Below are 23,990 nucleotides of genomic sequence, written 5' to 3' on the forward strand. Positions count from 1 at the left end.
TTGTCCAGAGTCGATTTTGGGCAAGCCTGCTTAGCTTATGTTCGTTTTCCGGTTTGCCTACAGATATGTCTGTCGTTCGAGTGAGGAAATTTCACGGCCGAACTCGTTCAATTCTTCCCGTTTGATTTCCGTCAGCACTTTGTGCATTTCAGGACCGACCGCCTTCTTCATCAATTTGGAAGCCTCAAACGCATCAATGGCTTCGTCCATCCAAGGCGTCAGGCGTTTTTTGCGCTTTTCATACGCATTGCCCGTTACTGCCGCTGGTGGATCTTTCTTCAGACGCAGCCCCTCCATCATGCCTGCAAGGATCCCGGTGAGAACCAGATATGGATTGGCATCCGCGCCTGCAATCCGGTGCTCCACGCGTGCGGCCTCTGGAGAAGAAGCGGGAACCCTTAGAGCCACAGAACGGTTGTCAAACCCCCAGCAGATTGATGCCGGGGCGTAGGATCCCGGTTGCATGCGCCGGAACCCGTTGAATGTTGAAATGAAGAGCAACAGAGCTTCCGGCATCGTCTTCAACAAGCCATTGATCGCATATCCGAGCCTCTCGCGGCCATGTTCTGGATCTGCAAACAAGTTGCCGTTGTCATCTTCCATAGAGACGTGAACATGCATGCCATTGCCGGGCCATTCCACAAACGGCTTGGCCATGAAGGACGCTTTAAGTTCATGTTTTCGAGCAACGCCGGCGACAAGGCGGCGAAGAAGCACGACATCATCGGCAGCCAAAAGCGGGTTGTTTCGATGATGCAAGTTCAATTCAAACTGTCCAGGTGCGGCCTCCGACACAGCAGCGTCTGCCGGAATGCCTTGCGCCTCGCATGCCTTTCGCAGGTCATCAACAACAGGCAGCAACGCTTCCAGATCAGACAGCGCATACATGTTTTGCCGCGCCGGACCGAGATGGGTCGAGAACAGGGGCTTTGGCTGCTCGGTCCAATCCCCGTCACTTTCCTCGAAAAGATAAAACTCCAGCTCAAAGGCACATGTGGCTGTGACGCCGAACTCTTCCTTCATCTGCGCCACGGTGTTTTCAAGAACATGCCGCGGATCAGCGAGGAAAGGTTCACCATCGCGGTCGTACATCGACAACAGCACCTGAGCAGTCTTCCGATCCGCCCACGGAACGAGCTTTAGAGATTCCGGGATCGGCCAGCAAACACCATCCTTGTCGCCAGTTTCCAGGTGCATACCGGTCGCTTCGACTTCCCGGCCCCACACGTCCAGCCCGAACAGGGAATAAGGAAACGCGACACCGCCTTCGAAGACTTTCGCCAGCGCTTTTCCGGGCAGCCATTTACCGCGTAGAACCCCGTTCGTATCCGGAAGAACAACTTCGAGTGTATCCAAGTCTGGGTGTTCTTCCAAAAAGGCTTCAAAAGCCGACTTCCAACCGGGTTCCGCCGGATGTTCCAGAATCTGGTGAGGAAGCTCGTTCATTTACGTCCTGTGTTTCTGCTGGCCTTGTTGGTTCTTTGGACCACCAGCTTATGATTGCGATATCGAAAAAAATGTGATCACTTTCTAGATAGACTGTCAAGACAATCGCGATGAATTCGCAAATCCGACATAGAAGGATATCACTATTGCCGGTCCGGCGCTCCGCACTCAATGCAGGTCCTGAGAAGACCCAAACGACCGCTTCAGCGCGCAGCGCAACCCGCGATCAAGTGGATATCGCTGTGCGATCTGGCCTGCTGACCGGACGATTTATTCCAGGAAAGGCGGTAACGCTGCGGGGTCTTGCAGCAGAGCTCGGGGTCAGCCCGATGCCGGTGCGCGAGGTGCTTCAACGGCTGGCTGCTGAAAACGCTCTTGAAGTCAAACCCAATGGGCGCATCCAGGTTCCGGACATGACGCCAGAACGGTTTGACGAGGTGTTGATGGCCCGTCTCATGCTCGAGCCGGAACTGGCCATCCGCGCCATGCCCTACCTCAATTCCGACGACATTGCAGAACTGAGGCGCATTGATGACGACATTGACGTGCGGCTGAGTTCTGGCGATGCGGAAGCCTATATGCGGCTGAACCACGCCTTTCACTTCCATATCTACCGAGCGTCCGGCTCCCGTGTTTTGTTGCCGCTGATCGATAGTCTCTGGCTCCAGTTCGCCCCCTTCATGCGCACCGTCTACGGGCGGGTTGGCACGGTGAATTTGATCGACCAGCACAAGGCCGCCATTCATGCGATCGAGATGCAAGACGCCTCAGCATTGAGAGAAGCGATCACGGCAGACATCGCTGATGGCATGGGCCTCCTTGGCCGGGAAATTCTCCAAGGCGAAGAGCCCAGTTGATCCCGGCTCAACCTTGTGTCATTTTGTGATCACAAAATAGTCCTGACGGCATTTAGATAGACATTGAACAGCGGCCAATTCGTGATTTTTACAGCTGTTCGGTTCCGCCGATCACAGACAAGAATTTCTGGAGCCTCGCGTGACTGATACCCCACCTGCCAATTCGACCCCGCACAAGGATGAAAGTCTCCGCGGTGTTTCAAACGTTGATGCCGCGCGGGATTGGCTCAACCATCGGAACATTCAGGATATCGAGTGTATCGTTCCGGACCTGGCGGGCGTTGCCCGAGGCAAGATGATGCCCACGGAAAAATTCTTTTCCGGCCCTGTCATGACCATGCCTGCCTCGATCTTTGCGCAGACGATCTCCGGCGACTATCCGGAGGACGACGAGCGCTTCCAGCACAACCCGACTGACGGCGACCTCTATTTCCGGGCCGATTATTCGACTCTGACAACAGTCCCTTGGGAAAGCGATCCGACGGCACAGCTCATTCACGATGCCTACACGCGGGAAGGTGCGCCCGTGGAGACGGCGCCGCGAAATGTCCTGAAGCGCATTCTGAAACTTTATGAAGACAAAGGCTGGCAGCCGGTTGTTGCCCCCGAGATCGAGTTCTATTTGGTCCGTCCCAACACCGATCCCGACTATCCGCTGGAACCGCCAACAGGCCGCTCCGGCCGTCCGGAGGTCGGCCGTCAATCCTATTCGATTTCGGCCCTCAACGAATTCGACGACTTGATCGACGACATCTATGACCTGTCCGAACAGCAGGGACTGGAAATCGACACGATGATCCATGAGGAAGGCGCTGCGCAGATGGAAATCAATCTGCGTCACGGCAATCCTCTGGAGCTCGCAGATCAGGTCTTCCTGTTTAAACGCACCATCCGCGAAGCCGCGCTGCGGCATGAGATGTATGCGACCTTCATGTCCAAACCGATGTCGAACCAACCCGGGTCGGCGATGCACATCCACCAATCGGTGATCGACAAGGAAACCGGTCAGAACATCTTTGCCGGCGAGAACGGCATGGAAACGGAGGCGTTCCTGTCCTTCATTGCCGGGCATCAGGTGTATCTGCCGCAAGTCACCCCAATCATGGCACCCTTCGTGAATTCCTACCGCCGATTCTCAAAGACCTCGACCTCGCCGGTCAACGTGTACTGGGGCTATGACAATCGGACGGTCGGGCTGCGCGTGCCGTATTCAAGTCCGGATGCGCGGCGCCTGGAAAATCGTATCCCCGGCTCCGACGCAAACCCCTACCTTGCAATCGCTGCGTCTCTGGCCTGCGGCTATCTCGGGATCGTCAAGGGTCTGAAACCCGATGCCCCGCGCATGGATGATTGCACCGAGCTCACCAAATCCCTGCCGCGCGGATTGCCGGAAGCCCTTACCTTGTTCGAAAACTCGGAAGACATGATCGAGGTTTTCGGAGAGAAGTTCGTCGCCACTTACCGCGCCATCAAATACGAAGAATTCGAAACCTTCATGTCGGTAATCAGCCCGTGGGAGCGGGAATACCTTCTGCTGAACGTGTGATTGGCCTTCTTCCGGAGCATCCTTCTATGACTGCCCATTCCAACATCTATCCGACCAAGGCGCTTCAGGAACTGGACGCCGCACACCATTGGCACCCGTTTTCGGACATGAAGTCTCTGAACGCCGAAGGCAGCCGGGTGATCACCAGCGCAGATGGTGTCTGGTTGACGGATTCCAACGGCAACAAGATCCTCGATGGCATGGCCGGGCTTTGGTGCGTGCAGGTCGGACACGGCCGCTCGGAAATCACCGAGGCCGTCACCAAACAAATGAACGAGTTGGCTTATTACAACACTTTCTTCAAGACGACCCACCCACCTGCAATCGCTTTGTCGGAAAAACTCGCCAAGCTTGCTCCCGATCACATCAACACCGTGTTCTATTGCTCGTCCGGCTCGGAAGCGAACGACACTGTGTTCCGCATGGTGCGCACCTATTGGGACAAGATGGGCAAGCCGGACAAAAAGGTGATCATCGGCCGATGGAACGGCTATCACGGTTCGACCCTCGCTGGCACCAGCCTTGGCGGTATGAAAGCCATGCACGCACAAGGGGATCTGCCCGTTTCAGGTGTCCATCACATCGACCAGCCCTACTGGTTTGGCGAAGGACAGGACATGAGCCCCGAAGACTTCGGCGTTCATGTGGCCCGCAAACTTGAGGAAGCCATAGATCAGATTGGCGAGGACAGGGTCGCGGCCTTCATTGCAGAACCCATTCAGGGTGCGGGCGGCGTTATCATCCCGCCGGAAACCTACTGGCCTGAGATCAAGCGCATCCTTGAGGAACGCGACATACTGTTTGTGTCGGATGAGGTCATTTGCGGCTTCGGCCGTTTGGGAGAATGGTTCGGATCCTCCTACTACGGCGTAAAGCCAGATCTGATGCCGATCGCCAAAGGGCTCACCTCCGGCTATTTGCCGATGGGTGGTGTTCTGGTTTCTGACCGCGTCGTCGAAGGCTTGATGCTGGCCGGTGATGACTTCAACCACGGCTATACCTATTCCGGACATCCGGTCTGCGCTGCAGCTGCGCTCGCAAATTTGGAAATCATTGAACGCGAAGGACTGGTGGACCGGGTGAAGACCGATATTGGTCCGCACCTAAAGGAACGTTGGCTGAAACTCGGCGAGCATGAACTTGTTGGCGAAGCGCGCATGACCGGTTTGGTCGGCGCTCTGGAATTGGTGCCGGACAAAAAGAACCCGACCAAGAAGTTCTCAGATGTCGGCGTGCCCGGCACGTTGTGCCGCGATGTTTCGTTTGAGCATGGGATGGTGATGCGCGCCGTTCGTGACAGCATGATCATTTCACCGCCTTTGGTGCTGTCCCACGAAGAGGCGGATCATCTTGTCGCAACAGCCGAAAAAACGCTGAACGATACCTACCGCATATTGAAGCGCGACGGGTGGATGGGGTGACACCATCGGGCAGGCTTCAGGTAGCTGAAGCCTGCTCTTCGATCCAATCCCTAAACTGACGCATCGCCAGCGTTTCATTGCGGGATTTCAACCAGGTCAACCAGTAGCGGCCAAGCGATACTGTTTGCGGGAATGGCTGGTTTAGCCGGCCCGTCTCCAACTCCTCCCGAAACATCGTCACGGGTACAAGCGCAACACCTGCGCCTTTCGCAGCAGCGGCAGCCATTGTCACCGATGAATCAAACATCCAACCTCTAATACTCGGCGGTTCGACCTTTACCGCCTCAAACCACCGGCTCCATTCATCTAACCTGTACGACCGCAAGAGCGGAGCAGCCTTTAGGTCAGCGGGTGACTTTAGGGCTTCCGCCATTGAAGGTGCGCAAACCGGAGACAAAGGCGCATTCATCAACTGAACCGCATTGGTGCTGTGCCAGGCCCCATCTCCAAACCGGATAAAGTAGTCGAGGCCATCTTCAAGAAAATCGGCCCGGTTGTTGTTGGTCTTCAGCCTCACATCGACATCGGGAAAAGCCTGCGAAAAATCAAAGAGCCGATCAATCAGCCAGCCATAAGCGAAAGTAGATACCACGCCGATCGTGAGCACCTCTTGAAAATTGCCATGTTCAAAGCGGCTAAGCGTTGCACTCATTCGGCCAAAGGCATCGCTTAGAACTGGTAGAAGTGTCTGGCCTTCATCTGTCAACACGACGCCCCGTGGCAATCTGTCAAACAGCGACACACCCAGAATTGCCTCAAGCGACTTTACCTGATGGCTGACAGCAGTCTGGGATACCCGCAGTTCCATGCCCGCCTTTGTGAAACTTCCAAGGCGAGCAGACGCTTCAAACGCCCGAAGAGCGTTCAACGGCAATTGCGAAATATTCATGAAGGCTTATCCAAGGCTAAGTTTTTCTCATGCCTAACCAGAGAAACCATCATTTGTCGATCCCTTGAGCTGCGATCATAGTCTTCTCTACCGATCGGCATTGCTTCAGGACCGCGGCTGGAGCCCCATCATTGAAAACGAATGGACACTTCTCATGACGTTTCCCAAAGCGCTCACGTTGGGCGCAGCTGCTTTGTTTCTGGCTTTTCAAGGATCAGCGTATTCCGGTGGACCAGAGTTCGATCCGGCGCCTCTTGCCAAAGCTGCCAAGGCGATTGAAAGCCGTTTGAACACCCGTATTGGCGTTGCCGTCTTCGATCCGGCCAGCGAGCTGAACTGGAACTACAATGGCGACGATCGGTTCCCAATGAATAGCACCATGAAGGCCTTCGCCTGCGCGGCACTGCTGAACCGGGTCGACAAGAAGCAGAGCAGTCTCGATCAACCCACCATAATCACCAGCGATATGATCGTCTCTTATTCACCGGTCACCGAAAAACATATCAACACAGCGGATATGACTCTCGCCGATCACTGCGAGGCGACCATCACGATCAGCGACAACACATCTGCGAATATCATTCTGGAGGAACTTGGCGGTCCGATCGGGGTGACGACCTACATGCGCTCCATAGGCGATGACGTCACCCGCCTGGACCGCTATGAGCCGAGCTTGAACGAAGGAACTCCGGGAGACCCACGCGATACCACCACACCAGTGGCAGCAGCGCAGTCTCTCTACAAGGTTCTGTTTTCGGATGAGTTGAGTGCATCGTCCCGCAAACACCTGATGGAATGGTTAGAGGCGAACAAGGTCGGAGATGCTACGCTCCGTGCAGGCCTGCCGCATGACTGGCGCATCGGGGACAAGACAGGTGCCGGAGCCTATGGTTCCCGCGGCAACATTGCGATCATCTGGCCGCCCAACCACACGCCCGTCGCTCTTGCCGTTTATGTCACCGAAAATGAGGCAGAGTTCCAAGCCCGGAACAAGGCCATAGCCGAGATCGGCGCAGCCTTTAAGGCGAGCTTTGAATGAATAAAAAGACCGGGGCAGCAGCGCTGACCCGGTCTCTTTTATCAGTGCTCAATGTTCACGCCGCTATTCCGCCGCGATGGCTACGTCGCGGTGCGAGCGGCGGGCCCAGGGCCGGGTGCCTTCCGGGATTTCTTCGATCGAGCCGAAAGCCGGTTGCAGGTATTTGGTGACTTCCGGCCATTCTCCAGCTTTCAGAGCTTTCAGAACTTCTGGCTTGGAAATCTCAAAGCTTGAGACGCCGCAACGACGGGCGAGCGGCACTTGGTCGAGAATGTAGCTGCCCACCGCACGGATATCGCCCTGATAGTTCAGGTGCTCCCGCGGGTCGCGGGCCGTCGAGAACCCACGGCCATCAGGGCTTGAGATGATTGTCTTAGTCTGCTGGCTTTTCGCTCTATGCCACGTCATTAACCATTTCAAGCCATGATCGTCCTCAGCTGTTGCAAACTCATTGTCCTGAAGCGCGGATGAATCTGCTACTCCCAATTAATGTTTGATCCGCATCAATGTGCCCCAAACCCATCGGACTGCCCACAAGCTCCCGGTGACAACCCACCGTTCCAGTCGCTGCCCCCGATTGAGATGCTTCAGAACATTCAGATACTAAATTCCGATCGGTCTCAATTTTGCTGAACGAATGTTAAAGAATTTTCGCTACGCATTGTTGGCGATAAGGAGATCACCATTCAATGTCATTGCCGTTCGATAGATTTTCTGACGAAAATTCTTCAAAAAACCAAACTCCGTTGATCGTTCTCCCGATTTTCGCAGTCACATTGTTCGTGAGCGCCTTACTTCTGTTTGCCATTCAGCCGTACTTCTCAAAACTTGTTTTGCCGAAACTTGGCGGCTCGCCCGGCGTTTGGTCTGTGGCGATGATATTTTTTCAAAGTGTACTCTTGCTCGGGTATGCCTATGCGCATTTACTCACCCGTTATGTTGGCATTCAATACGCGGTTGCAATACACGCATTGGTTCTTACGTCTGCCTTCCTCTTTCTTCCCCTCGGCATAACAAACGGTTGGGAAACGCCGCCAGAATCAGGTCAAGAATTCTGGTTGATCGGTCTGTTTGGCGCGTCAATTGGCGTACCGTTTTTCGCAGTGGCAGCGAACGCTCCGCTTCTCCAAGCATGGTTCTCGAAGTCGGGCCACCCGCATGCTAAAGATCCGTATTTCTTGTACGGAGCAAGCAACATTGGAAGCTTTTTTTCGCTCTATATCTATATATTGCTGATAGAACCAAATTTTACTTTAAAAAATCAGGCTATCTTATGGGCTGGCGGCTATACAATACTTCTTTTTGGGATATTACTGTGCTCAAGCTACTTGCTTCCGCGGTTAAATCCGACAAGCATGGCTTTTCGCTCTCTGCCTGAACAGGCAAACTGCAGTCAACCTTTAGAAAATTTGACGGTGGTTCAAAAAGCACTCATCGTCGGCATCGCGGCGATACCGTCTGGCCTCACAGTTGCAGTCACCGCTTTTATTTCGATCGACTTAGCTTCTGCACCATTCTTATGGGTTATTCCCCTTTCACTTTTCTTATTGACATTTGTACTTTCCTTTCGGCAATCACCTCCAATTTCTTTAAAATTCTTGTCAAACGTATTTCCGTGGGTTTTGATCATAGCGACGTTTGTGATTTTTTTCACTCCAACACCCAATATAGTTGGCTCTCTGATCCTAACTCTTCTTTGTTTTTTCTTGGCAGCTTTGTTCTGTCACACCCTACTTTATAGTCGTCGTCCCGATGTAAGGCAGCTGACATCTTTTTATTTTTGGATGTCTCTAGGCGGTGTTATCGGCGGCGTCTTTGCGGGTCTCATAGCTCCGCGCGTTTTTGACTGGGTAGCAGAGTTCCCACTACTTATGTTGGCAGTCATATTCTTGCTGCCCTACAAGCGGAAGACGAGTGGAAAGTCTCTTTTTGCAGGGCTTGTGATTGGAATTGGCCTAGCAGCCTTGCTTTCTTTCGCACTCCAGTCTGAAATCAGTTCCACCTTATTGAAGCGCTCCCACGTCCTTGTGCTCTTGATTGGTATGGTGACCTTCGCTGCGTTTGTTCAATTACGATCTCAGTCTGCTGCACTTTCGCTACTTATTGCCGCGATACCCCTTGCCATCACTAGTCTGCACTTGGGCAACAACATATATTCCGAACGATCGTTTTTCGGCGTGATTAAGGTCAATTCTGCTTCGGATGGCCAATATCGCCTTATGCTTCATGGAACAACCGTTCACGGTGTAACGCATAAATCGGCATTCGCGTCTGAAGTGGGCGAAGGCACGCCCGAAGCACTATCATACTACCACCACTCGGGAGAAATGGCCGAAGTCCTGCAGGCTGTAAGGAAAAAATTAGGCGGTCAAATCAATCGGGGGGCCATTGTCGGACTCGGGACCGGAAGTTTCTTATGCCATAGTAAGTCGAAGGAGCGTTGGACTGTATTTGAAATTGATAAAACAGTTATTGATATTGCCTCGAACCCTTCATACTTCAGATTCATTACTGATTGCGCACCGGATGCTCGACAGATTCTAGGAGATGCGAGACTTACACTTGCTCATGAGCCTGATCAGCACTTTGATTTTTTGCTAATTGATGCATTTTCATCAGACTCAATCCCAGTTCACCTGATGACGCTCGAAGCGCTAAATCTCTATTTTTCCAAACTGGCACCCAATGGCCTTTTGGCCATGCATATCTCTAACCGTCATTTAGAGCTAGAATCGATTCTGGCGGCAATCGCCGAACAAGAGGGACTGGCAATCCGATCTGCTCAGTTTGAGAGAGACAAAACTGAACGCGCTAGAAAGATATTTCCGGCAAAAACGGTAGTTTTAGCCAGAACCGACGAGCAACTGGGGCCATTATCAAGCGATCCACGTTGGGACAAGGTGACTTCCGGTGGAACGCTGCCTTGGACAGATGACTACTCCGATGTTATCGGGGCGATCCTACGGCATCAGCTGCGAAACCCAGACCCCTCCTGATTTGAAGGTATGTTACCGCCCGTCGGTTCCAACTTGATGGTGCCGCTCTACTCCGCCGCGATGGCTACATCCCGGTGCGAGCGGCGGGCCCAAGGCCGGGTGCCTTCCGGGATTTCTTCGATCGAGCCGAAAGCCGGTTGTAGGTACTTGGTGACTTCCGGCCATTCTCCAGCTTTCAGGGCTTTCAGAACTTCTGGCTTGGAAATCTCAAAGCTTGAGACGCCGCAACGGCGGGCGAGCGGCACCTGATCCAGAATATAGCTGCCGACCGCACGGATATCGCCCTGATAGTTCAGGTGCTCCCGCAGGTCTCGGGCGGTGGAGAACCCACGGCCATCGGCGAAGCTCGGAAAAGCCACCGCGACATAGGCAAACCTGTCCAGATATTCGGCGGCAAGTCCGACTTTTTCCCCGGCCTCGACCAGCAACGCCGTTTTCCCGGCGCGGCTCAGGTATGCTTCCGGCGCTTCAAGGAACAGCGACACCGGGACCAGCAAACCCCCGTCCGCAGCCGGACCGGTTTCACTGTCTGCCCTGACCCAGGTTTCCTCGACGAATTCACCGTCTTTGTAGATCGTTGCCATTTCTAAGCGTCCTCAAACTCTCTCAGCGATGCAGCTCAAATGCCGCTGCCGTCAATTTCCTTGCCATGGGTCGGCCAATGAATGCCGCACTCTGTCTTGTCCTGACCGCGCCAGCGGCCCGCGCGTGGATCTTCGCCCGGCGCCACCTTGCTTGTGCAGGGCAAGCAACCGATGGACGGATAGCCTTCGGCGACAAGCGGGTGCGGCGGCAGGTCGTGGCTCTTTGCATAGTCCAGGATGTCAGCCGCAGACCAGTCGGCGAGCGGATTGATCTTGACCCGCCCGGCATCGATCTCGAAGACATCCAGCTCAGACCGTGTCGAGCTCTGATGGCGTTTCCGCCCCGAAATCCAGGCTTCAAAACCATGCAACGCGCGCTCGAGCGGCACCACCTTGCGAATGTGGCAACATGCATCCGTATCGCTCATCCAGAGCATGCCGGCAGGGTCTTTTTCGGCAAGGTCATCCTTGGATGGCTTGAACGTCCGCACATCGGTGAAGCCAAGCTTGGCAACCAACTCATCCCGGTAAAGGATTGTCGCCGGAAACAGCTTCACCGTATCGACGAACAAAACCGGCGTGGATGGATCCACCTGCGAAACCATGTGCAAGAGCACCGCGGAATCTGCGCCAAAGCTGGACACCATAGCGATTTCCCCGGCGAATTGGTGCCGTATGGACGCCTGAAGGATGTCCTGCGCAACGGCATCCTCGAACTGGGCGTTCAGCGCGGCAATTTCCGCCTGAAGTCCGAGTTCCGGATCAACACCGAGGCTGAAGGTCTCATGCAGCGCCATAAAGGGCCTCCTTGAACGGCGCCTCCCCGACCCGGCGGTATGCATCCAGGAAGGTTTCGTCCTTGCCGGACCGAAGTCCAAGATAGGTGTCGACCAGTGTCTCGATCGCGTCGACGACCTCTTCGGAGGAGAACCCGCGGCCAACGATTTCACCGATGGATGCGTTCTCGTTCGCCGATCCGCCAAGCGTGACCTGGTAGAATTCCTCGCCCTTTTTCTCCAGACCGAGAATGCCGATGTGACCAACATGGTGGTGCCCACAGGCGTTGATGCAGCCTGAAATCTTGATCTTCAGCTCACCGATTTCGGCCTGACGCTCAGCTGTGCCGAAGCGTTCGGAAATCCGTTGAGCCACAGGGATTGAGCGTGCCGTTGCAAGCGCGCAGTAATCCATGCCCGGGCAGGCAATGATGTCGGTGATCAGCCCGGCGTTGCCTTCGGCAATGTCCGCTGCGACCAACTGGTCGAACAGTGCCGGAAGGTCATCCAGTTTCACATGCGGCAGGATTACGTTCTGCTCATGGGAGATCCGGATTTCATCCTGTCCATACCGTTCGGCAAGATCCGCAATCACATCCATTTGCGCATCGGACGCGTCGCCCGGGATGCCACCGATCGGCTTCATCGACAGGGTCACAGATGTGTAACCCGGCACGCGGTGCGGATTGAGATTGTGCGCAAGGAACTGTGCAAAGGCGGCGTCCGTCTCACGGCGCACTTCGACCTTGGCCGAGATGTCTGACCCGACCTCAAGCGGAGGCGGCGCGAAGTAAGCTTCGATCCGGCGCACTTCTTCGTCCGGCAGACGAAGAACACCGTAGCGAATCTTTTCAAATTCGCCTTCGATATCCGCCTTCAGGTCTTCCAGGCCGGTTTCATGCACAAGGATCTTGATCCGCGCCTTGTACTTGTTGTCCCGACGGCCGTAGCGGTTGTAAACGCGCAAGATTGCTTCGGAATAGGCAAGCAGGTCTTCTTCGGGAAGGAAGTCGCGGACCTTGCGGCCGATCATCGGTGTCCGGCCGAGGCCGCCGCCAACAAACACCTCAAAGCCGATCTCACCGGCCTCGTTGCGGGTCAACTGCAGACCGATGTCATGCACCTGAACAGCCGCGCGGTCGTTCGGCGCGCCTGTGATGGCGATCTTGAACTTGCGCGGCAAGAACGAAAACTCCGGGTGAAGCGATGACCACTGACGCAAGATTTCCGCATAAGGACGCGGATCTGCGATCTCGTCGGCTGCAGCACCGGCGAAATGATCTGCCGTCACGTTCCGAATGCAGTTCCCGGAGGTTTGGATGGCGTGCATCTCCACTTCCGCCAGCTCTTCGAGGATTTTCGGAGTGTCCTCAAGTTTCGGCCAATTGAACTGGATGTTTTGGCGTGTGGTGAAGTGGCCATAGCCCTTGTCATAGGTCCGGGCAATATGCGCCAGCTTGCGCATCTGCCGACCGTTCAGCGTGCCATAGGGAATGGCAACACGCAGCATGTAGGTATGAAGCTGCAGGTAAAGGCCGTTCATCAGGCGCAGCGGCTTGAACTCGTCCTCAGACAATTCGCCGGCCATGCGGCGGCGGACCTGGTCCTTGAACTGTTCGGTGCGCTGGTTGACGAAACTCGCGTCAAATTCATCGTAACGGTACATCTGTCTCTCCTGCCGGGCGCTGCTCGATCTGGCGCTGCCCGCCACGTGTGCTCATGTCAGGCGGAAACGGCCTGAGCCTGTTTTCCGAATTGGGGATGGGTGGTCGGACCTTTCGCCCGGATACGTTCGCGCAAGCGCACGGGGACAATGGCGCCGTCTTCAATGGTCACATCCATCTCGTACACTCCGACGACCTTCTGGTCTTTTTCTGCCGCTGCGCCAATGGAAAGGCCCTCGGCAACAACATCCTTGCCGTCAAAGGTTCGAGCCAGCGTGACACGCTCGACCCAAACATCGTTTTCTCCGAGCCAGACGACATCGCCATCCAGAAGGCGATTGGCTGTAATCACTTTCATAAACTTCTCTCCTCAAGCCGCAGCAACAGCGCGCACAAACTGCGGCGCAAGCGGTTCGGCCTGTTCAAGGGCGGCATGGCCAACGGCCTCGCCAATCACGATCAAAACCGGGCCATCGATCTCAGCGCGGTTCGACAGGACCGCAAGCTCTGACAGATCACCGGCAAACTGACGTTCATCGGGATGCGCTGCATTCTCGATGACCGCAACGGGGGTGGATGGGGTCATGCCCGCGCCAATGAGACGGTCCGCGACGGACGCTGCAACGGTCCGCCCCATGTAGACAGCAATGGTTGCGCCCTTCAGTGCGAGACCTGCCCAATCAGGCAGTGTTTCCGACTTCGCATTGTGGCCGGTTGCAAAAACCAGGTTGGAGGCCACACCGCGCAACGTCAGCGGGATCTGCGCCGAGGCTGCGGCGGCAAAGGCTGCTGTCACACCGGGAACGATTTCAAAGCCGATCCCGCCGGCGCGGAGCGCCTCCATTTCTTCTGCCGCCCGGCCAAAGATCATCGGGTCCCCGGCTTTCAGACGGACAACTTTGAGGCCTTCCGATCCGAGCTTCACCAGCAAATCGCAGATTTCGGATTGCGGCACGGAGTGGGCGCCCTTGCGCTTGCCGACGGAAATCCGTTCCGCATCCCGACGCCCCATGGCCACCACATCGGCCGGGACCAAGGCATCATGGACAATGACGTCGGCTTCCTGCAGGAGGCGCTGAGCCCGAAGCGTGAGAAGATCCTCAGCTCCAGGCCCGGCACCCACCAGCCACACAAACCCCGGCTCAACGGCCATGCTGTTCAACAGGCGCTGCGCTTCGGCACGCGCAACATCTGCCTTACCCGCATAAAGATTGGTTGCGACTGAGCCGGAGAAAAACCGGGCCCAAAAATTCCGTCGCAGGTTGCCGTCGGAGATGACTTTTGACGCCGCATCACGGAAACTCTCGGCAAGCCTTGCAAGCGCGCCGGTCGAGCGCGGCAGCATACCTTCGATCCGTGAACGGATATGGCGCGCCAGAACCGGTCCGACGCCGGTAGATGTGATCGCCACGGCAATCGGTGCCCGGTTGACGAGTGCGCCGGTGTAAAAATCGCAGATTTCAGGCTTATCGACCGCGTTCGCCGGTACGCCCATGATCCGGGCCGCATCAATGACAGCCTTGTCCAAATCCCAGTCTTCCCTTGCGGAGAAAACCATGGCGGCATCGGTCAGATGTCTTGGCTTGAAGTCTTCGGCGATATGGGTCGCGGAGAACAAATCGACGGCGGATTGCAGTTCGTGATCTACGTCCTGTCCGACCACAACGATTTCCGCATTGGTTTCGCCCAGAAGGCGCACCTTGGCAGCAGCTTCGCCGCCGTGTCCGACAACGACTACACGCCTGCCTGCGACCTTCATGAAGGCCGGGAAGACATCCAGCCGGTCTTCCGGCTTTTTGCGTGCTTTTTCTGTCTGTGATCTGCGGCTTGCCATCAGCAAGGGTCTCCAATCCCAATTTGATGACCTGAATGTAAGGGGTGGCGAAGAGAAGCGCCGGGTACGGGATTTCAAAGCCGAAGGGGATAGCGGAAAAGATTTTCCTGATTTGCCGCTTCGGCGATGCGCGCATTCATTGGACTGTCCAAATACGCCGATCGGGCTTCGGGCATGGCTTTACTGCAGAAAGCTCGGCCACCTTCCTAATTCAATGGATGCCGATCGATTGTGACAGTCGGAATTTCCGGTCTGGGGGCTAGGAATTGAGTCCCGTTTCAGGCTAACAAATGAGTCGAAAAAACGAGCTATAGGGTCAAGTGAGGCTGCCAATTTCAGCCCGCCGCACTTGCCGGTTTTCTTCTCCCAAGACCAACCAATCGCCAATCTGTGAGTAAAATCATGCGCTTTTCGCTTTCGCTTACCGCGGCCCTCACCATCGTGCTTCTGCAGGGAGCGCCGATCCATGCCCAGCAGGCTGAGCAGGGTGAACTCTGGCAAACAAGATGTGCCGGTGCCTCGCGGTCCGCAGAGGCGTTGACGTGCGAGGCCAGCCAGAGCCTTCGCGTGAAGGAAAGCGGTCAGCTTCTGTTCAAGGTAGATATCATCTATCCGGGGAACAACGCCGCGCCAGTCTTCCAGATGCAGGCTCCGCTCGGGTTTTACCTACCTGGAAAGGTGAAACTAACCGTTGATGGCACACAGATTGGCGACATGACCATCAGCACATGCGATCAACGTGGTTGCTATATCAGCGCCCCGGCAACCGATGCCATGATTGAAGCGATGAAGGCCGGAGCGCAGCTGCAAATCGACTTTGCCGCTTCAGCCAACCAGCGCCAGAAGATCGACGTTCCGCTGACCGGCTTCAGCCGCGCCATGGCGGCCATTCAGTAACGGCGACGGATTGCGCTCGAGCGCCGGAATTTTCCGGCTCTTGGGCGGTTGGACAGCCACTCAGTCCACTATGACTGCAGAGCCTTCCCGGCGGCGATCACCAATGCCTTCAAACTCTCCGTTTCCAGTTTTTTGAACCGCATGCACGCCGCCGAAGAACATGTTTGGCTCCGTCCAAATGCGGTGATCTGAAAACGCGTCTATCAGGTCTTCCAGTTGACACTGTTCCAATCCAGCTTCGACATCCAGGTGACCGTTCTCGATATGAAGACGTGGCATTTGAACAGCTTGCAGCAGCGTCGCGCCACCAAAACTCAGCCGCGCTACGGCTTGGAAAATAGCCGACCTGATACGGCTTGAGCCGCCGGAACCCAGCGCAATCAATCGTCCATCCGGCACCTCCAGAAGTGTCGGGCACATCATGGAGGCCGGGCGGGTATTCACCGGCCACCCAACGGACCCTCCAGGGTTCACATCCTCCTCGCCCAGGATGTTGTTCAGCATGAAGCCGAACCCGTTGACGATCTCACCACTTCCAGTTCCGTTGGAGACCGTCACCGAACACGCATTCCCGTCTGCATCGACAGCCGAAATGTGTGTGGTTCCGTTCTGACGCAAAGGGTGCTTCAAGAGTGCGCTGAGATCACCCCGCGCTGAGACGCGCGCTTCATCTGCAGCGTTCAACGCAGTTGCGAGGGACACCGGCGTACATTCGCCGAGATGTTGAAGAGCATATTGGATCAAAGTGCCGCTGGCAGCTGGGAGCGGGTTTAAAAACACGCGCGCTTCGCCCACGTTCAAAGCGAGCGGCTCCCGCTCTTCAACCTGGTAAGCCGAAAGATCTGCCTCGGAAAGATGTCCGTTGGCCGCCTGCTCTTCCAGCAGCGCTTCAGCTATTTTGCTGTCGCGCCAGCTGGTTTGGCCTAGAACCCGGAACGTCTCGGCAAGCCCGGGATTGACGAAGGTTTCGCCTGCACTTTGAAGCTGACCTACCGGCGCGAACAAGGCGCGGGAGGCTTCTGTTGCCATCAGGATAGGCGCAACAACGGTGGACAGATACGATTGATATACGGTCAGATTGAAGCCGGAAGAGGCAGCCTCAATAGCCGGGGCAAAATGCTCTTGATGCGTGAGGCGTGCACCTCGGTTTGCTAAGGCATCAAGACCATCCAGAAATCCGGGCGTGGCCACGGTGGCCGGACCAATATGGAAGGTCTGTTTGGTCGGTCCGAAATCAGCCTCGATCGTCTGAAATCCATCCTCAGCGTTACCGCGCTTTTCAAGCGGCATTTGCGTGAAGAAATCGAGGAGCTGTGTTTTTCCCGTGTTCCCATCCCGGATCATGGCAAAACCACCACCACCAGGAGACGCAAGAACCGGTTCGCAAACACAGGCCATGGCCAAAGCGGCTATGGCGGCATCAACGGCACTTCCGCCTTCGCGCAGCATCTCTGCACCAGCTTCAGCTGTGAGAGTATGACCCGCGGCAACCGCGCCTTTTTGTGGTTTTCTCATGTGTTGGTCAAATCATGCGTTCGAGGGCGACGCAAGAGGGCCTTCGGCTAAAGCATGGCGGGGTATGCGCCTAGTAGAAACAAAACAAGCCGGCGCTTAGCCGGCTTGTTCGGTCCAACAAAAATGTTTGGCTTATTTCATTGACTGAAGGATCGAGACATAGTTGGCGACAGCTGCGCCGCCCATGTTGAAGATACCGCCGAGCTCCGCGTTTTTCACTTGGATATCGCCAGCCGTCCCGGTCAGCTGCATGGCCGTCAAAACATGCATGGAAACGCCCGTAGCGCCAATCGGGTGGCCTTTGGCCTTCAGACCGCCGGACGGGTTGACCGGCAATTTGCCGTCCATTTCCGTCCAGCCCTCAAGAACAGCGCGTGAGCCTTCGCCCTCTTTGGTCAGTCCCATCGCCTCGTATTCGATCAACTCGGCAATGGTGAAGCAGTCGTGGGTCTCGACAAATGAAAGATCGTCAATCGCAAGGTTTGCGTCTCCAAGTGCTTGCCCCCAGGCCTTTGAACAACCTTCGAATTTTAGGATGTCGCGCTTCGACATCGGCAAGAAGTCCTGCACATGGGCGAGACCGCGGAAGGCAACGGCCTTTTTCATGCCAAGCGCCGTCGCCGGATCTGTCAGGACCATTGCCGCAGCGCCATCTGAGACGAGCGAACAATCGGTCCGCTTCAGCGGGCCTGCCACAAACGGGTTTTTCTCGCTCTCATCCCGGCAGAACTCATAGCCCAAATCCTTGCGCATCTGCGCATAAGGGTTGCCCACACCGTTCTTGTGGTTCTTGGCAGCAATCTTTGCCAAAGCATCGGACTGATCGCCGTATTTCTGAAAGTAGGAATCCGCGATTTTGCCGAAGACACCCGCAAATCCTGCCGGTGTGTCGCCATCCTCTTTCAAGTAAGACGCCTTCAGAAGGTTCTTGCCGATTTCCGGCCCCGGCGTGGTCGTCATTTGCTCCACACCGACGACGAGCACAAACCGCGCTGCTCCGGACGACACCGCGCGGACGCCCTGATGGACAGCAGCAGAACCGGTCGCACAGGCGTTTTCAACCCGTGTAGCCGGGGTGAAACGGAGCGCGGGATTGGCCTGCAGGACAAGTGCGGCGGTGAAATCCTGCGCGGAAAACCCGGCGTTGAAGTGACCAAGAACAATCTCGTCGACGTCTTCAGGTGAAATGCCCGCATCGTGAATGGCGTCCGTCGCCGCTTTCACGATCATGCTTTCAACTGTTTCGTCAGCGTGTTTCCCGAAAGGCAGATGTGCCCATCCAACCATTGCAGCAGTCATGACATTTCCTCCAAACCCGAAAGCTCTGCGCGATCATGTTGCTCAATTCGTGTTCCGAACTGCGCTAACAAGGTGACCGAGCCTTTCAATTTGGCCTTACACTCCCAGCTTCGATGTTGCTTTGCAAGAAGAAATTGACCTAAACGTCATTCAAATTATTTTTCATAATATATTTCAGATATTTATTACATATTAGATATCCCAATACGGAACGCTCCAATCTGCTTTACCTGCAGGATGCCAAAGCCGTATCCGCCGGGTCATTTGTTTGTCACAGAAGTTGAGTATCTACGGTCTCGTTCAGAGCAAATGACTGTTTTGGTCCTTTTTTGATTTGATTTTTGGCCCCGCCTTGCGGGGCTATTTTTTTACAGCCACGAATGTGTTGCCCTTACACCTCCAGTTTCCAAATTCAGCGTTTTGAAAGAGCGGGCTCTGTTACCTCTTCAAAATCCATTCGAGCACAGCTAAAACAGCGCGCCGGATGTGTTCCGGATTGCAGGCGCAACGACCCCGGATATCCAATGACCCAACGCCTTCCATTGTCCGCATTCATCATCGCGAAAAATGAGGCGGACCGGATCTCGGCTGCAATCAAAAGCGTTGTCGACTGGGTCGATGAAGTCATCGTGATTGACAGCGGCTCGGAAGATGAGACGGTGCCGGTTGCCGAAGCCCTTGGTGCAAGGGTCGTGTTTCATAAGTGGCAGGGCTATGGCCTGCAAAAACGCTTCGGCGAAGACCAATGCCGCAACGATTGGCTGCTTAACCTGGACGCGGATGAGGAAATCACACCCGAACTTGCGACCGAGATCCGGGCTAAGTTCGATGATCAGAGTTACCTGGATGCAGATGCATGGCGGATCATGATCCGGGATACGTTTCCCCATGAAACGGAACCGGCGCCTTGGGCCTACGGCTACAATCAAATCCGGCTTTATGACCGCCGCAAGGGTCGCTTTTCGGACTCTACCGTTCACGACACCGTCCGGCCGCAGGAAGGTGCTACCGTAGGTGACCTTAAAGGTATCATGGCCCACCGGTCCGACAGGTCACTGGAATTCAGCGTCGGCAAATACAACCGCTATTCGGATATGCAGGTTCAGGACATGCTTGACCGGGGCCGGAAAATACCGAGATACCGGCTCTTAACCGAATTTCCGGTCAGCTTCTGCAAAGGTTATTTTGTCCGGAAGTACCGCAATTACGGCTGGTGGGGCTTCATTCTGGCAATGAACTATGCGCACGGCCGTTTTCTGCGTGTCGCCAAGGCCTATGAAGCCGAGCTGTTGAAAAAGACCAACCGAAAATAGCTTCAAGCGGTTTCGTTGAGGACCGGTTCAGCTGCTTTGGATCGCCTCACACGGATCGGCTGCCGCACACCGGAGGTTTTGTTGAAGTGTTCCAACCGCCGGATCATCGTCGGGGTGAGCAGATGCCCGCGGGCCAGAACCAACTCAAAAGATGTTTCAGTCCGCACATCATCGACAAGGATATCCCCGGGCCGGAGTGAACGGATGTAGCAATGCTGAAAGAGAGTTTTCTGTTCCGCAGGCTTTTCTTTCAAAAGGATCTCTTTGGCCAATTCCAGAAGCCGCGGATCATATTGCCGCCAGTTGATCATCAACGCGTCAAAAGCTGCAGCATCCGGTCCCCCCTCAGGGGATGCGTACCACAAGTCGGTGAGCAGCTTTAGGATCCTGGACACCAGCGGGATCTTGTCGCCCTCCGGGCCGTTTTCCGGGAACCCGGAGCCGTCATAGCCGCAGGCTGATAAATAAAGGTAATCGGCCACACGCTCGAGCTGCGGGATGTTTTGAAGCAGATCGCGCGTCTGTTCCGGGGCCTTTGCCAAAATGGACCGCTCCTCATCGCTGAGGTTTCGGGCTGCCCGGTACCGGGACAGGATCTCCTTGGGCAACATGGCTTCGCCTAGCGGCGACAGCATCACGGCCATTTCCAATTCCCATGTCTTTTTAAGCCCGATCTCCTTGGCAAGCCGGACCGCTTGCTGGCGAATGATCGGGGTGCGTCGAAACGCTTCCGGGTGGAACACGGACAGCATTTCGATCAGCATTTTGACTGACCCCGATAAGGTCCGCTCGAGCAGAGCCCGCTCTTTTGCCAATTGCCGATGATGAGAGAGGCCGGCCTCAAGAGCGGATATGATTTCCGCTCTTTGGCAGGGCTTCTCAAGATACATGAACGCGTGGCCCTCATTGAGCGCCTTCTTGATAACGTCCTTCGATCCCTCACGTGTGAGCATGATCCGGGCCGCTTGCGGCGCCACGACTGCACATTCACTTAAAAAAGCAACGCCATCGTATTCAGGGAAATTATAACAAGAAAAGACAACCGCTGTTGCAGGATGCTTTTTGAGAAACTCGATCGCAGCTTCGGCGTCTGAAAAACAAGAAAGCGCGTGATGCTCTGAGAACAGTTTTGTCATGGCCGATTGCACGGAGACATCGGGATCCACGACGACAATTATCTCTTCTCGTTTCATCACCAAGTGCGCTCTCCTAGTGCCTAAACAAATACCTCGACCCACAAAAATAACCTGTTCGTTCCCGAAAGCATTTCACAAGACAAATAATAAATTCTTGAGATTGAACACCGAATTCAACTTTTACAACTTGAGCCTTTATCAATCGGTTCTGGTTTTTAGAAATACATTCGGATTATAAGGCCCGCATGATAGATGCATTGATCATCGGAGCTGGTCCAGCTGGCCTGTTTGCAGCCGAACACCTGTCTGCCGAGGGGTATGACGTCGTTGTGGTGGACCGAATGCCATCGCCGGCCCGGAAATTTCTCATGGCTGGACGCGGCGGACTGAATTTGACCCACAGCGAAGCGTTGGAAACGTTTGTCAGCCGGTATCGCGAGGCCGAAAACTTTATCAAACCTCTTATCTCCGATTTTCCGCCCAAAGCCCTGATCGATTGGTGCGAAGGGCTCGGTCAAGAGACCTTTGTTGGGACGAGTGGCCGTGTCTTTCCTAAGTCCATGAAAGCGTCCCCGCTTCTGCGTGCGTGGCTTCGGCGTTTGGACGACAGCGGTGTCCGCCTCCTCACCCGCTCTGCGTTTCGCGGGTTCTCCCAAGATGGCAATGCGTTGATTTCAAGAGACAACGAGGCACCATCACCAATGCCGGCCCGCGCAGTCTTGCTAGCCCTTGGCGGGGCGAGCTGGCCGAAACTTGGGTCTGATGCTGCCTGGGTTCCCGTTTTGCGCGACGCCGGGGTTGAGTTGGTTGACTTTCAACCTGCCAATTGCGGATTTGAAGTGTCGTGGAGCGCATTCATCCAACAACGGTTTGCCGGGCACCCGCTAAAACGGATTAAAGTTACCTGCGGACCGCATTCGGTTCTGGGTGAATCTATCCTTTCCGAAAAAGGCCTTGAAGGCGGGGCAATCTACGCCTTGTCTGCCGAGATCAGGACGCAGCTCAATCAATCTGGGACCGCGCCTATTTCGATCGATCTGCGCCCCCAACTCACTCATCAGGCGTTGCAAGAAAAACTCGGGCGCCCGCAGGGCAAGCAGTCCATGTCGACATTTCTGAGAAAGACGGTCGGCTTGCAGCCGGTAGAACAGGCGCTCATCAGGGAAAGTGGCCCCCTCCCGGAAGCCCCCGGAGATTTGGCAACACGGATCAAGACCGTTCCGGTGACCTGTACCGCCACATACGATATCGACCGCGCCATTTCCTCTGCAGGCGGAGTGGCCTTGGCGGAAGTCGATCCACATCTCATGCTGCGCAAAATGCCGGGGGTGTTTATCTCCGGTGAAATGCTTGACTGGGAAGCCCCAACCGGCGGTTATCTTCTGCAGGCCTGTTTCGCGTCGGGATTGGCAGCCGCCAACGGGATCACCACCTATCTCACCTCAAGGTCACCGGAGGCCCCTGGAACATGACCGTTCTTTATGTCGACGCGGATGCCTGCCCGGTCAAAGACGAGACAATCCGGGTCGGAGAGCGCCACAAAGTCAGGATCGTGTTCGTGTCGAACAGCTGGATGCGGCTGCCTGATGGAGATCTCATTGAAAGGGTCGTGGTTCCCGAAGGACCGGACGAAGCCGACAACTGGATCGCGGACCACTCTGGTCCCGGAGACGTCGTCATCACCGCAGATGTTCCGCTGGCAGCTCGCTGCGTGAAGACCGGGGCGCAGGTCTTATCGCCGAACGGCAAACCATTTCGCGAGGATGCCATCGGGATGCGGCTTGCCATGCGGGATCTCAACACGCACCTTAGAGAAATCGGTGAGATCCGTGAGAGCGGCCCCAGCTTCACCAAGCAAGACCGGTCCCGGTTTCTCAATCAGCTTGAGACTGTCATGCGTGCAGCGAAGAGGCAATCTGGCGCCTGAATATGCGCATATTATAAGCCCCGCAGATTGGCGAACCAGTCTACGGGGCTGCTGGTGATTGCGCCCAGCTTATAACTGTTAACGGCAGAACCGGTAGTTGCCGGAATATGCGAGGTAGTAACCGGTACGCGGATTGAAAGACCGGTATTTGCTGCTGCAGTAATTGTACCACGCATTACTCCAGGGGGATGGGCGATAGGTCACGACCGGGGCCGGGCGATACACGCGGCGCGGTGCATAATAATAGGTTGGAGGCCCGGCATATCGGGGCTGCGAGAGCGCGGACCCTACAAGGGCACCAGCTGCGAAGCCGCCGGCAACCCCGGCGGCGACGCCCCAACCGTTACCGGCCTGAGCGGTGTTTGAACCAGCGAAGATCATAGCACCAGCGGCGATCGTCACTGCGGCGGAAGTCGTAACAATAGTCTTGAACATGGTCTTGCTCCTTCAAGCTCCTGAGGCCTTACGCTTCCACCTCAGTTGATGAAGTTACCTTAGACCGGGCCGGTTTCTGGCGATGTGACCACAATCACAGCCCTGCGGTTTCCGTTTTGCTGATCCAGTCAGTCTCCAAACTCGCTCACAGTCCGAGCATGTTGCGGCACCCAAAAGTCCGTTTGAGAATAACTGGCTTCTTTCCCTTGTCGGCGGCTACCGACGCCCTTACATTTGAAATATCGGCGCAAGTTGCGTTGTACGGGACATGATACTAGACCCGGTGAGACTGCCTTCGGCAGCATCCTTTTGGGTGCTGCTCTGAACTGCCAAGCTTTCCGTTTCTTTTTTGACTTCTCGTTTATCGGCTCGGTTCCCCAGGAACGGCTGCCTGCACAAACTACGGAAAGGCTTCT

Annotated in this window: 21 protein-coding genes; 9 read left to right on the top strand and 12 right to left on the bottom strand. The window is 55.5% G+C overall.

Translation table 11 applies throughout. From position 1 onward, the window contains the following. Positions 1–57: 57 nt before the first annotated feature. Positions 58–1,446: a glutamine synthetase family protein gene (locus AC0J4F_RS01225; RefSeq protein WP_133948556.1), complete on the bottom strand. Its 1,389-nt coding sequence runs from the start codon at positions 1,444–1,446 to the stop codon at positions 58–60. Between the two features lie 146 nt (positions 1,447–1,592). Between AC0J4F_RS01225 and AC0J4F_RS01230 the strand changes: the two genes are divergently transcribed. The 3 genes from AC0J4F_RS01230 to AC0J4F_RS01240 all read left to right on the top strand — a co-directional run bounded on the left by AC0J4F_RS01230 (position 1,593) and on the right by AC0J4F_RS01240 (position 5,270). Then, positions 1,593–2,303: a GntR family transcriptional regulator gene (locus AC0J4F_RS01230; RefSeq protein ID WP_209002316.1), complete on the top strand. Its 711-nt coding sequence runs from the start codon at positions 1,593–1,595 to the stop codon at positions 2,301–2,303. A gap of 139 nt (positions 2,304–2,442) precedes the next feature. Next, positions 2,443–3,849 carry a glutamine synthetase family protein gene (locus AC0J4F_RS01235; protein ID WP_133948560.1) on the top strand — a complete coding sequence of 469 codons (1,407 nt, stop codon included), beginning with the start codon at positions 2,443–2,445 and terminating at the stop codon, positions 3,847–3,849. Positions 3,850–3,875: 26 nt separating this feature from the next. Further along, positions 3,876–5,270 (top strand): aspartate aminotransferase family protein, encoded by a 1,395-nt coding sequence (locus tag AC0J4F_RS01240; RefSeq protein WP_473025177.1) that lies wholly within the window; start codon positions 3,876–3,878, stop codon positions 5,268–5,270. Between the two features lie 16 nt (positions 5,271–5,286). Here AC0J4F_RS01240 and AC0J4F_RS01245 read toward each other — a convergent pair whose 3' ends face one another. Then, a complete protein-coding gene (locus tag AC0J4F_RS01245; protein ID WP_473025178.1) occupies positions 5,287–6,159 on the bottom strand; it encodes a LysR substrate-binding domain-containing protein in 873 nt (290 codons plus the stop codon). Between the two features lie 154 nt (positions 6,160–6,313). On the opposite strand from AC0J4F_RS01245, the gene bla reads away from it, so the two are divergent. Further along, a complete protein-coding gene (gene bla, locus AC0J4F_RS01250; RefSeq protein ID WP_473025179.1) occupies positions 6,314–7,198 on the top strand; it encodes a class A beta-lactamase in 885 nt (294 codons plus the stop codon). Between the two features lie 63 nt (positions 7,199–7,261). Here the strand turns inward: bla and AC0J4F_RS01255 are convergent, their stop codons facing one another. Continuing rightward, positions 7,262–7,684 (bottom strand): DUF934 domain-containing protein, encoded by a 423-nt coding sequence (locus tag AC0J4F_RS01255; RefSeq protein WP_209002317.1) that lies wholly within the window; start codon positions 7,682–7,684, stop codon positions 7,262–7,264. 203 nt (positions 7,685–7,887) lie between these two features. Between AC0J4F_RS01255 and AC0J4F_RS01260 the strand changes: the two genes are divergently transcribed. Next, positions 7,888–10,194, top strand: coding sequence for a fused MFS/spermidine synthase (locus AC0J4F_RS01260; RefSeq protein WP_473025180.1), 2,307 nt, complete (start codon positions 7,888–7,890; stop codon positions 10,192–10,194). A gap of 47 nt (positions 10,195–10,241) precedes the next feature. Here AC0J4F_RS01260 and AC0J4F_RS01265 read toward each other — a convergent pair whose 3' ends face one another. The 5 genes from AC0J4F_RS01265 to cysG are packed head-to-tail and all read right to left on the bottom strand — an operon-like array spanning position 10,242 to position 15,052. Next, positions 10,242–10,778, bottom strand: a complete 537-nt coding sequence (locus tag AC0J4F_RS01265; protein ID WP_133948570.1) for a DUF934 domain-containing protein — start codon at positions 10,776–10,778, stop codon at positions 10,242–10,244. A 35-nt stretch (positions 10,779–10,813) separates the two neighbouring features. Continuing rightward, positions 10,814–11,575, bottom strand: a complete 762-nt coding sequence (locus AC0J4F_RS01270; RefSeq protein WP_133948572.1) for a phosphoadenylyl-sulfate reductase — start codon at positions 11,573–11,575, stop codon at positions 10,814–10,816. Then, positions 11,562–13,220, bottom strand: a complete 1,659-nt coding sequence (locus tag AC0J4F_RS01275; RefSeq protein WP_473025181.1) for a nitrite/sulfite reductase — start codon at positions 13,218–13,220, stop codon at positions 11,562–11,564. The genes AC0J4F_RS01270 and AC0J4F_RS01275 overlap by 14 nt, the downstream gene beginning before the upstream one ends. Before the next feature lie 56 nt (positions 13,221–13,276). Then, on the bottom strand, positions 13,277–13,576 hold the full coding sequence (locus AC0J4F_RS01280) for a DUF2849 domain-containing protein (RefSeq protein ID WP_133948576.1): 300 nt from the start codon (positions 13,574–13,576) through the stop codon (positions 13,277–13,279). A gap of 12 nt (positions 13,577–13,588) precedes the next feature. Then, positions 13,589–15,052, bottom strand: a complete 1,464-nt coding sequence (gene cysG / locus AC0J4F_RS01285) for a siroheme synthase CysG (RefSeq protein ID WP_473025182.1) — start codon at positions 15,050–15,052, stop codon at positions 13,589–13,591. A 402-nt stretch (positions 15,053–15,454) separates the two neighbouring features. On the opposite strand from cysG, the gene AC0J4F_RS01290 reads away from it, so the two are divergent. Further along, the gene (locus AC0J4F_RS01290) at positions 15,455–15,949 is read left to right on the top strand and encodes an invasion associated locus B family protein (RefSeq protein ID WP_133948580.1); all 495 of its coding nucleotides are present in this window, start codon (positions 15,455–15,457) and stop codon (positions 15,947–15,949) included. 60 nt (positions 15,950–16,009) lie between these two features. Here AC0J4F_RS01290 and AC0J4F_RS01295 read toward each other — a convergent pair whose 3' ends face one another. Both AC0J4F_RS01295 and AC0J4F_RS01300 read right to left on the bottom strand, forming a co-directional pair. Beyond that, on the bottom strand, positions 16,010–17,464 hold the full coding sequence (locus AC0J4F_RS01295) for a gamma-glutamyltransferase (protein WP_473025183.1): 1,455 nt from the start codon (positions 17,462–17,464) through the stop codon (positions 16,010–16,012). A gap of 132 nt (positions 17,465–17,596) precedes the next feature. Continuing rightward, entirely contained in the window at positions 17,597–18,763 is a 1,167-nt protein-coding gene (locus tag AC0J4F_RS01300; protein WP_473025185.1) for an acetyl-CoA acetyltransferase, read from the bottom strand. A gap of 524 nt (positions 18,764–19,287) precedes the next feature. Between AC0J4F_RS01300 and AC0J4F_RS01305 the strand changes: the two genes are divergently transcribed. Further along, positions 19,288–20,076: a glycosyltransferase family 2 protein gene (locus AC0J4F_RS01305; protein WP_133948585.1), complete on the top strand. Its 789-nt coding sequence runs from the start codon at positions 19,288–19,290 to the stop codon at positions 20,074–20,076. 2 nt (positions 20,077–20,078) lie between these two features. Here the strand turns inward: AC0J4F_RS01305 and AC0J4F_RS01310 are convergent, their stop codons facing one another. Continuing rightward, positions 20,079–21,269 (bottom strand): HD domain-containing phosphohydrolase, encoded by a 1,191-nt coding sequence (locus tag AC0J4F_RS01310; RefSeq protein ID WP_133949652.1) that lies wholly within the window; start codon positions 21,267–21,269, stop codon positions 20,079–20,081. Between the two features lie 188 nt (positions 21,270–21,457). On the opposite strand from AC0J4F_RS01310, the gene AC0J4F_RS01315 reads away from it, so the two are divergent. Together AC0J4F_RS01315 and AC0J4F_RS01320 are read left to right on the top strand one after the other, a co-directional pair. Continuing rightward, positions 21,458–22,684 (top strand): TIGR03862 family flavoprotein, encoded by a 1,227-nt coding sequence (locus AC0J4F_RS01315; RefSeq protein ID WP_133948587.1) that lies wholly within the window; start codon positions 21,458–21,460, stop codon positions 22,682–22,684. Further along, positions 22,681–23,139 carry a YaiI/YqxD family protein gene (locus AC0J4F_RS01320; RefSeq protein ID WP_133948589.1) on the top strand — a complete coding sequence of 153 codons (459 nt, stop codon included), beginning with the start codon at positions 22,681–22,683 and terminating at the stop codon, positions 23,137–23,139. Before AC0J4F_RS01315 ends, AC0J4F_RS01320 begins: the two co-directional genes overlap by 4 nt. Positions 23,140–23,217: 78 nt before the next feature. Here the strand turns inward: AC0J4F_RS01320 and AC0J4F_RS01325 are convergent, their stop codons facing one another. Then, positions 23,218–23,574, bottom strand: a complete 357-nt coding sequence (locus AC0J4F_RS01325; protein WP_166672687.1) for a BA14K family protein — start codon at positions 23,572–23,574, stop codon at positions 23,218–23,220. Between the last annotated feature and the right edge of the window lie 416 nt (positions 23,575–23,990).

This window comes from Roseibium sp. R5 (genome assembly GCF_055755305.1).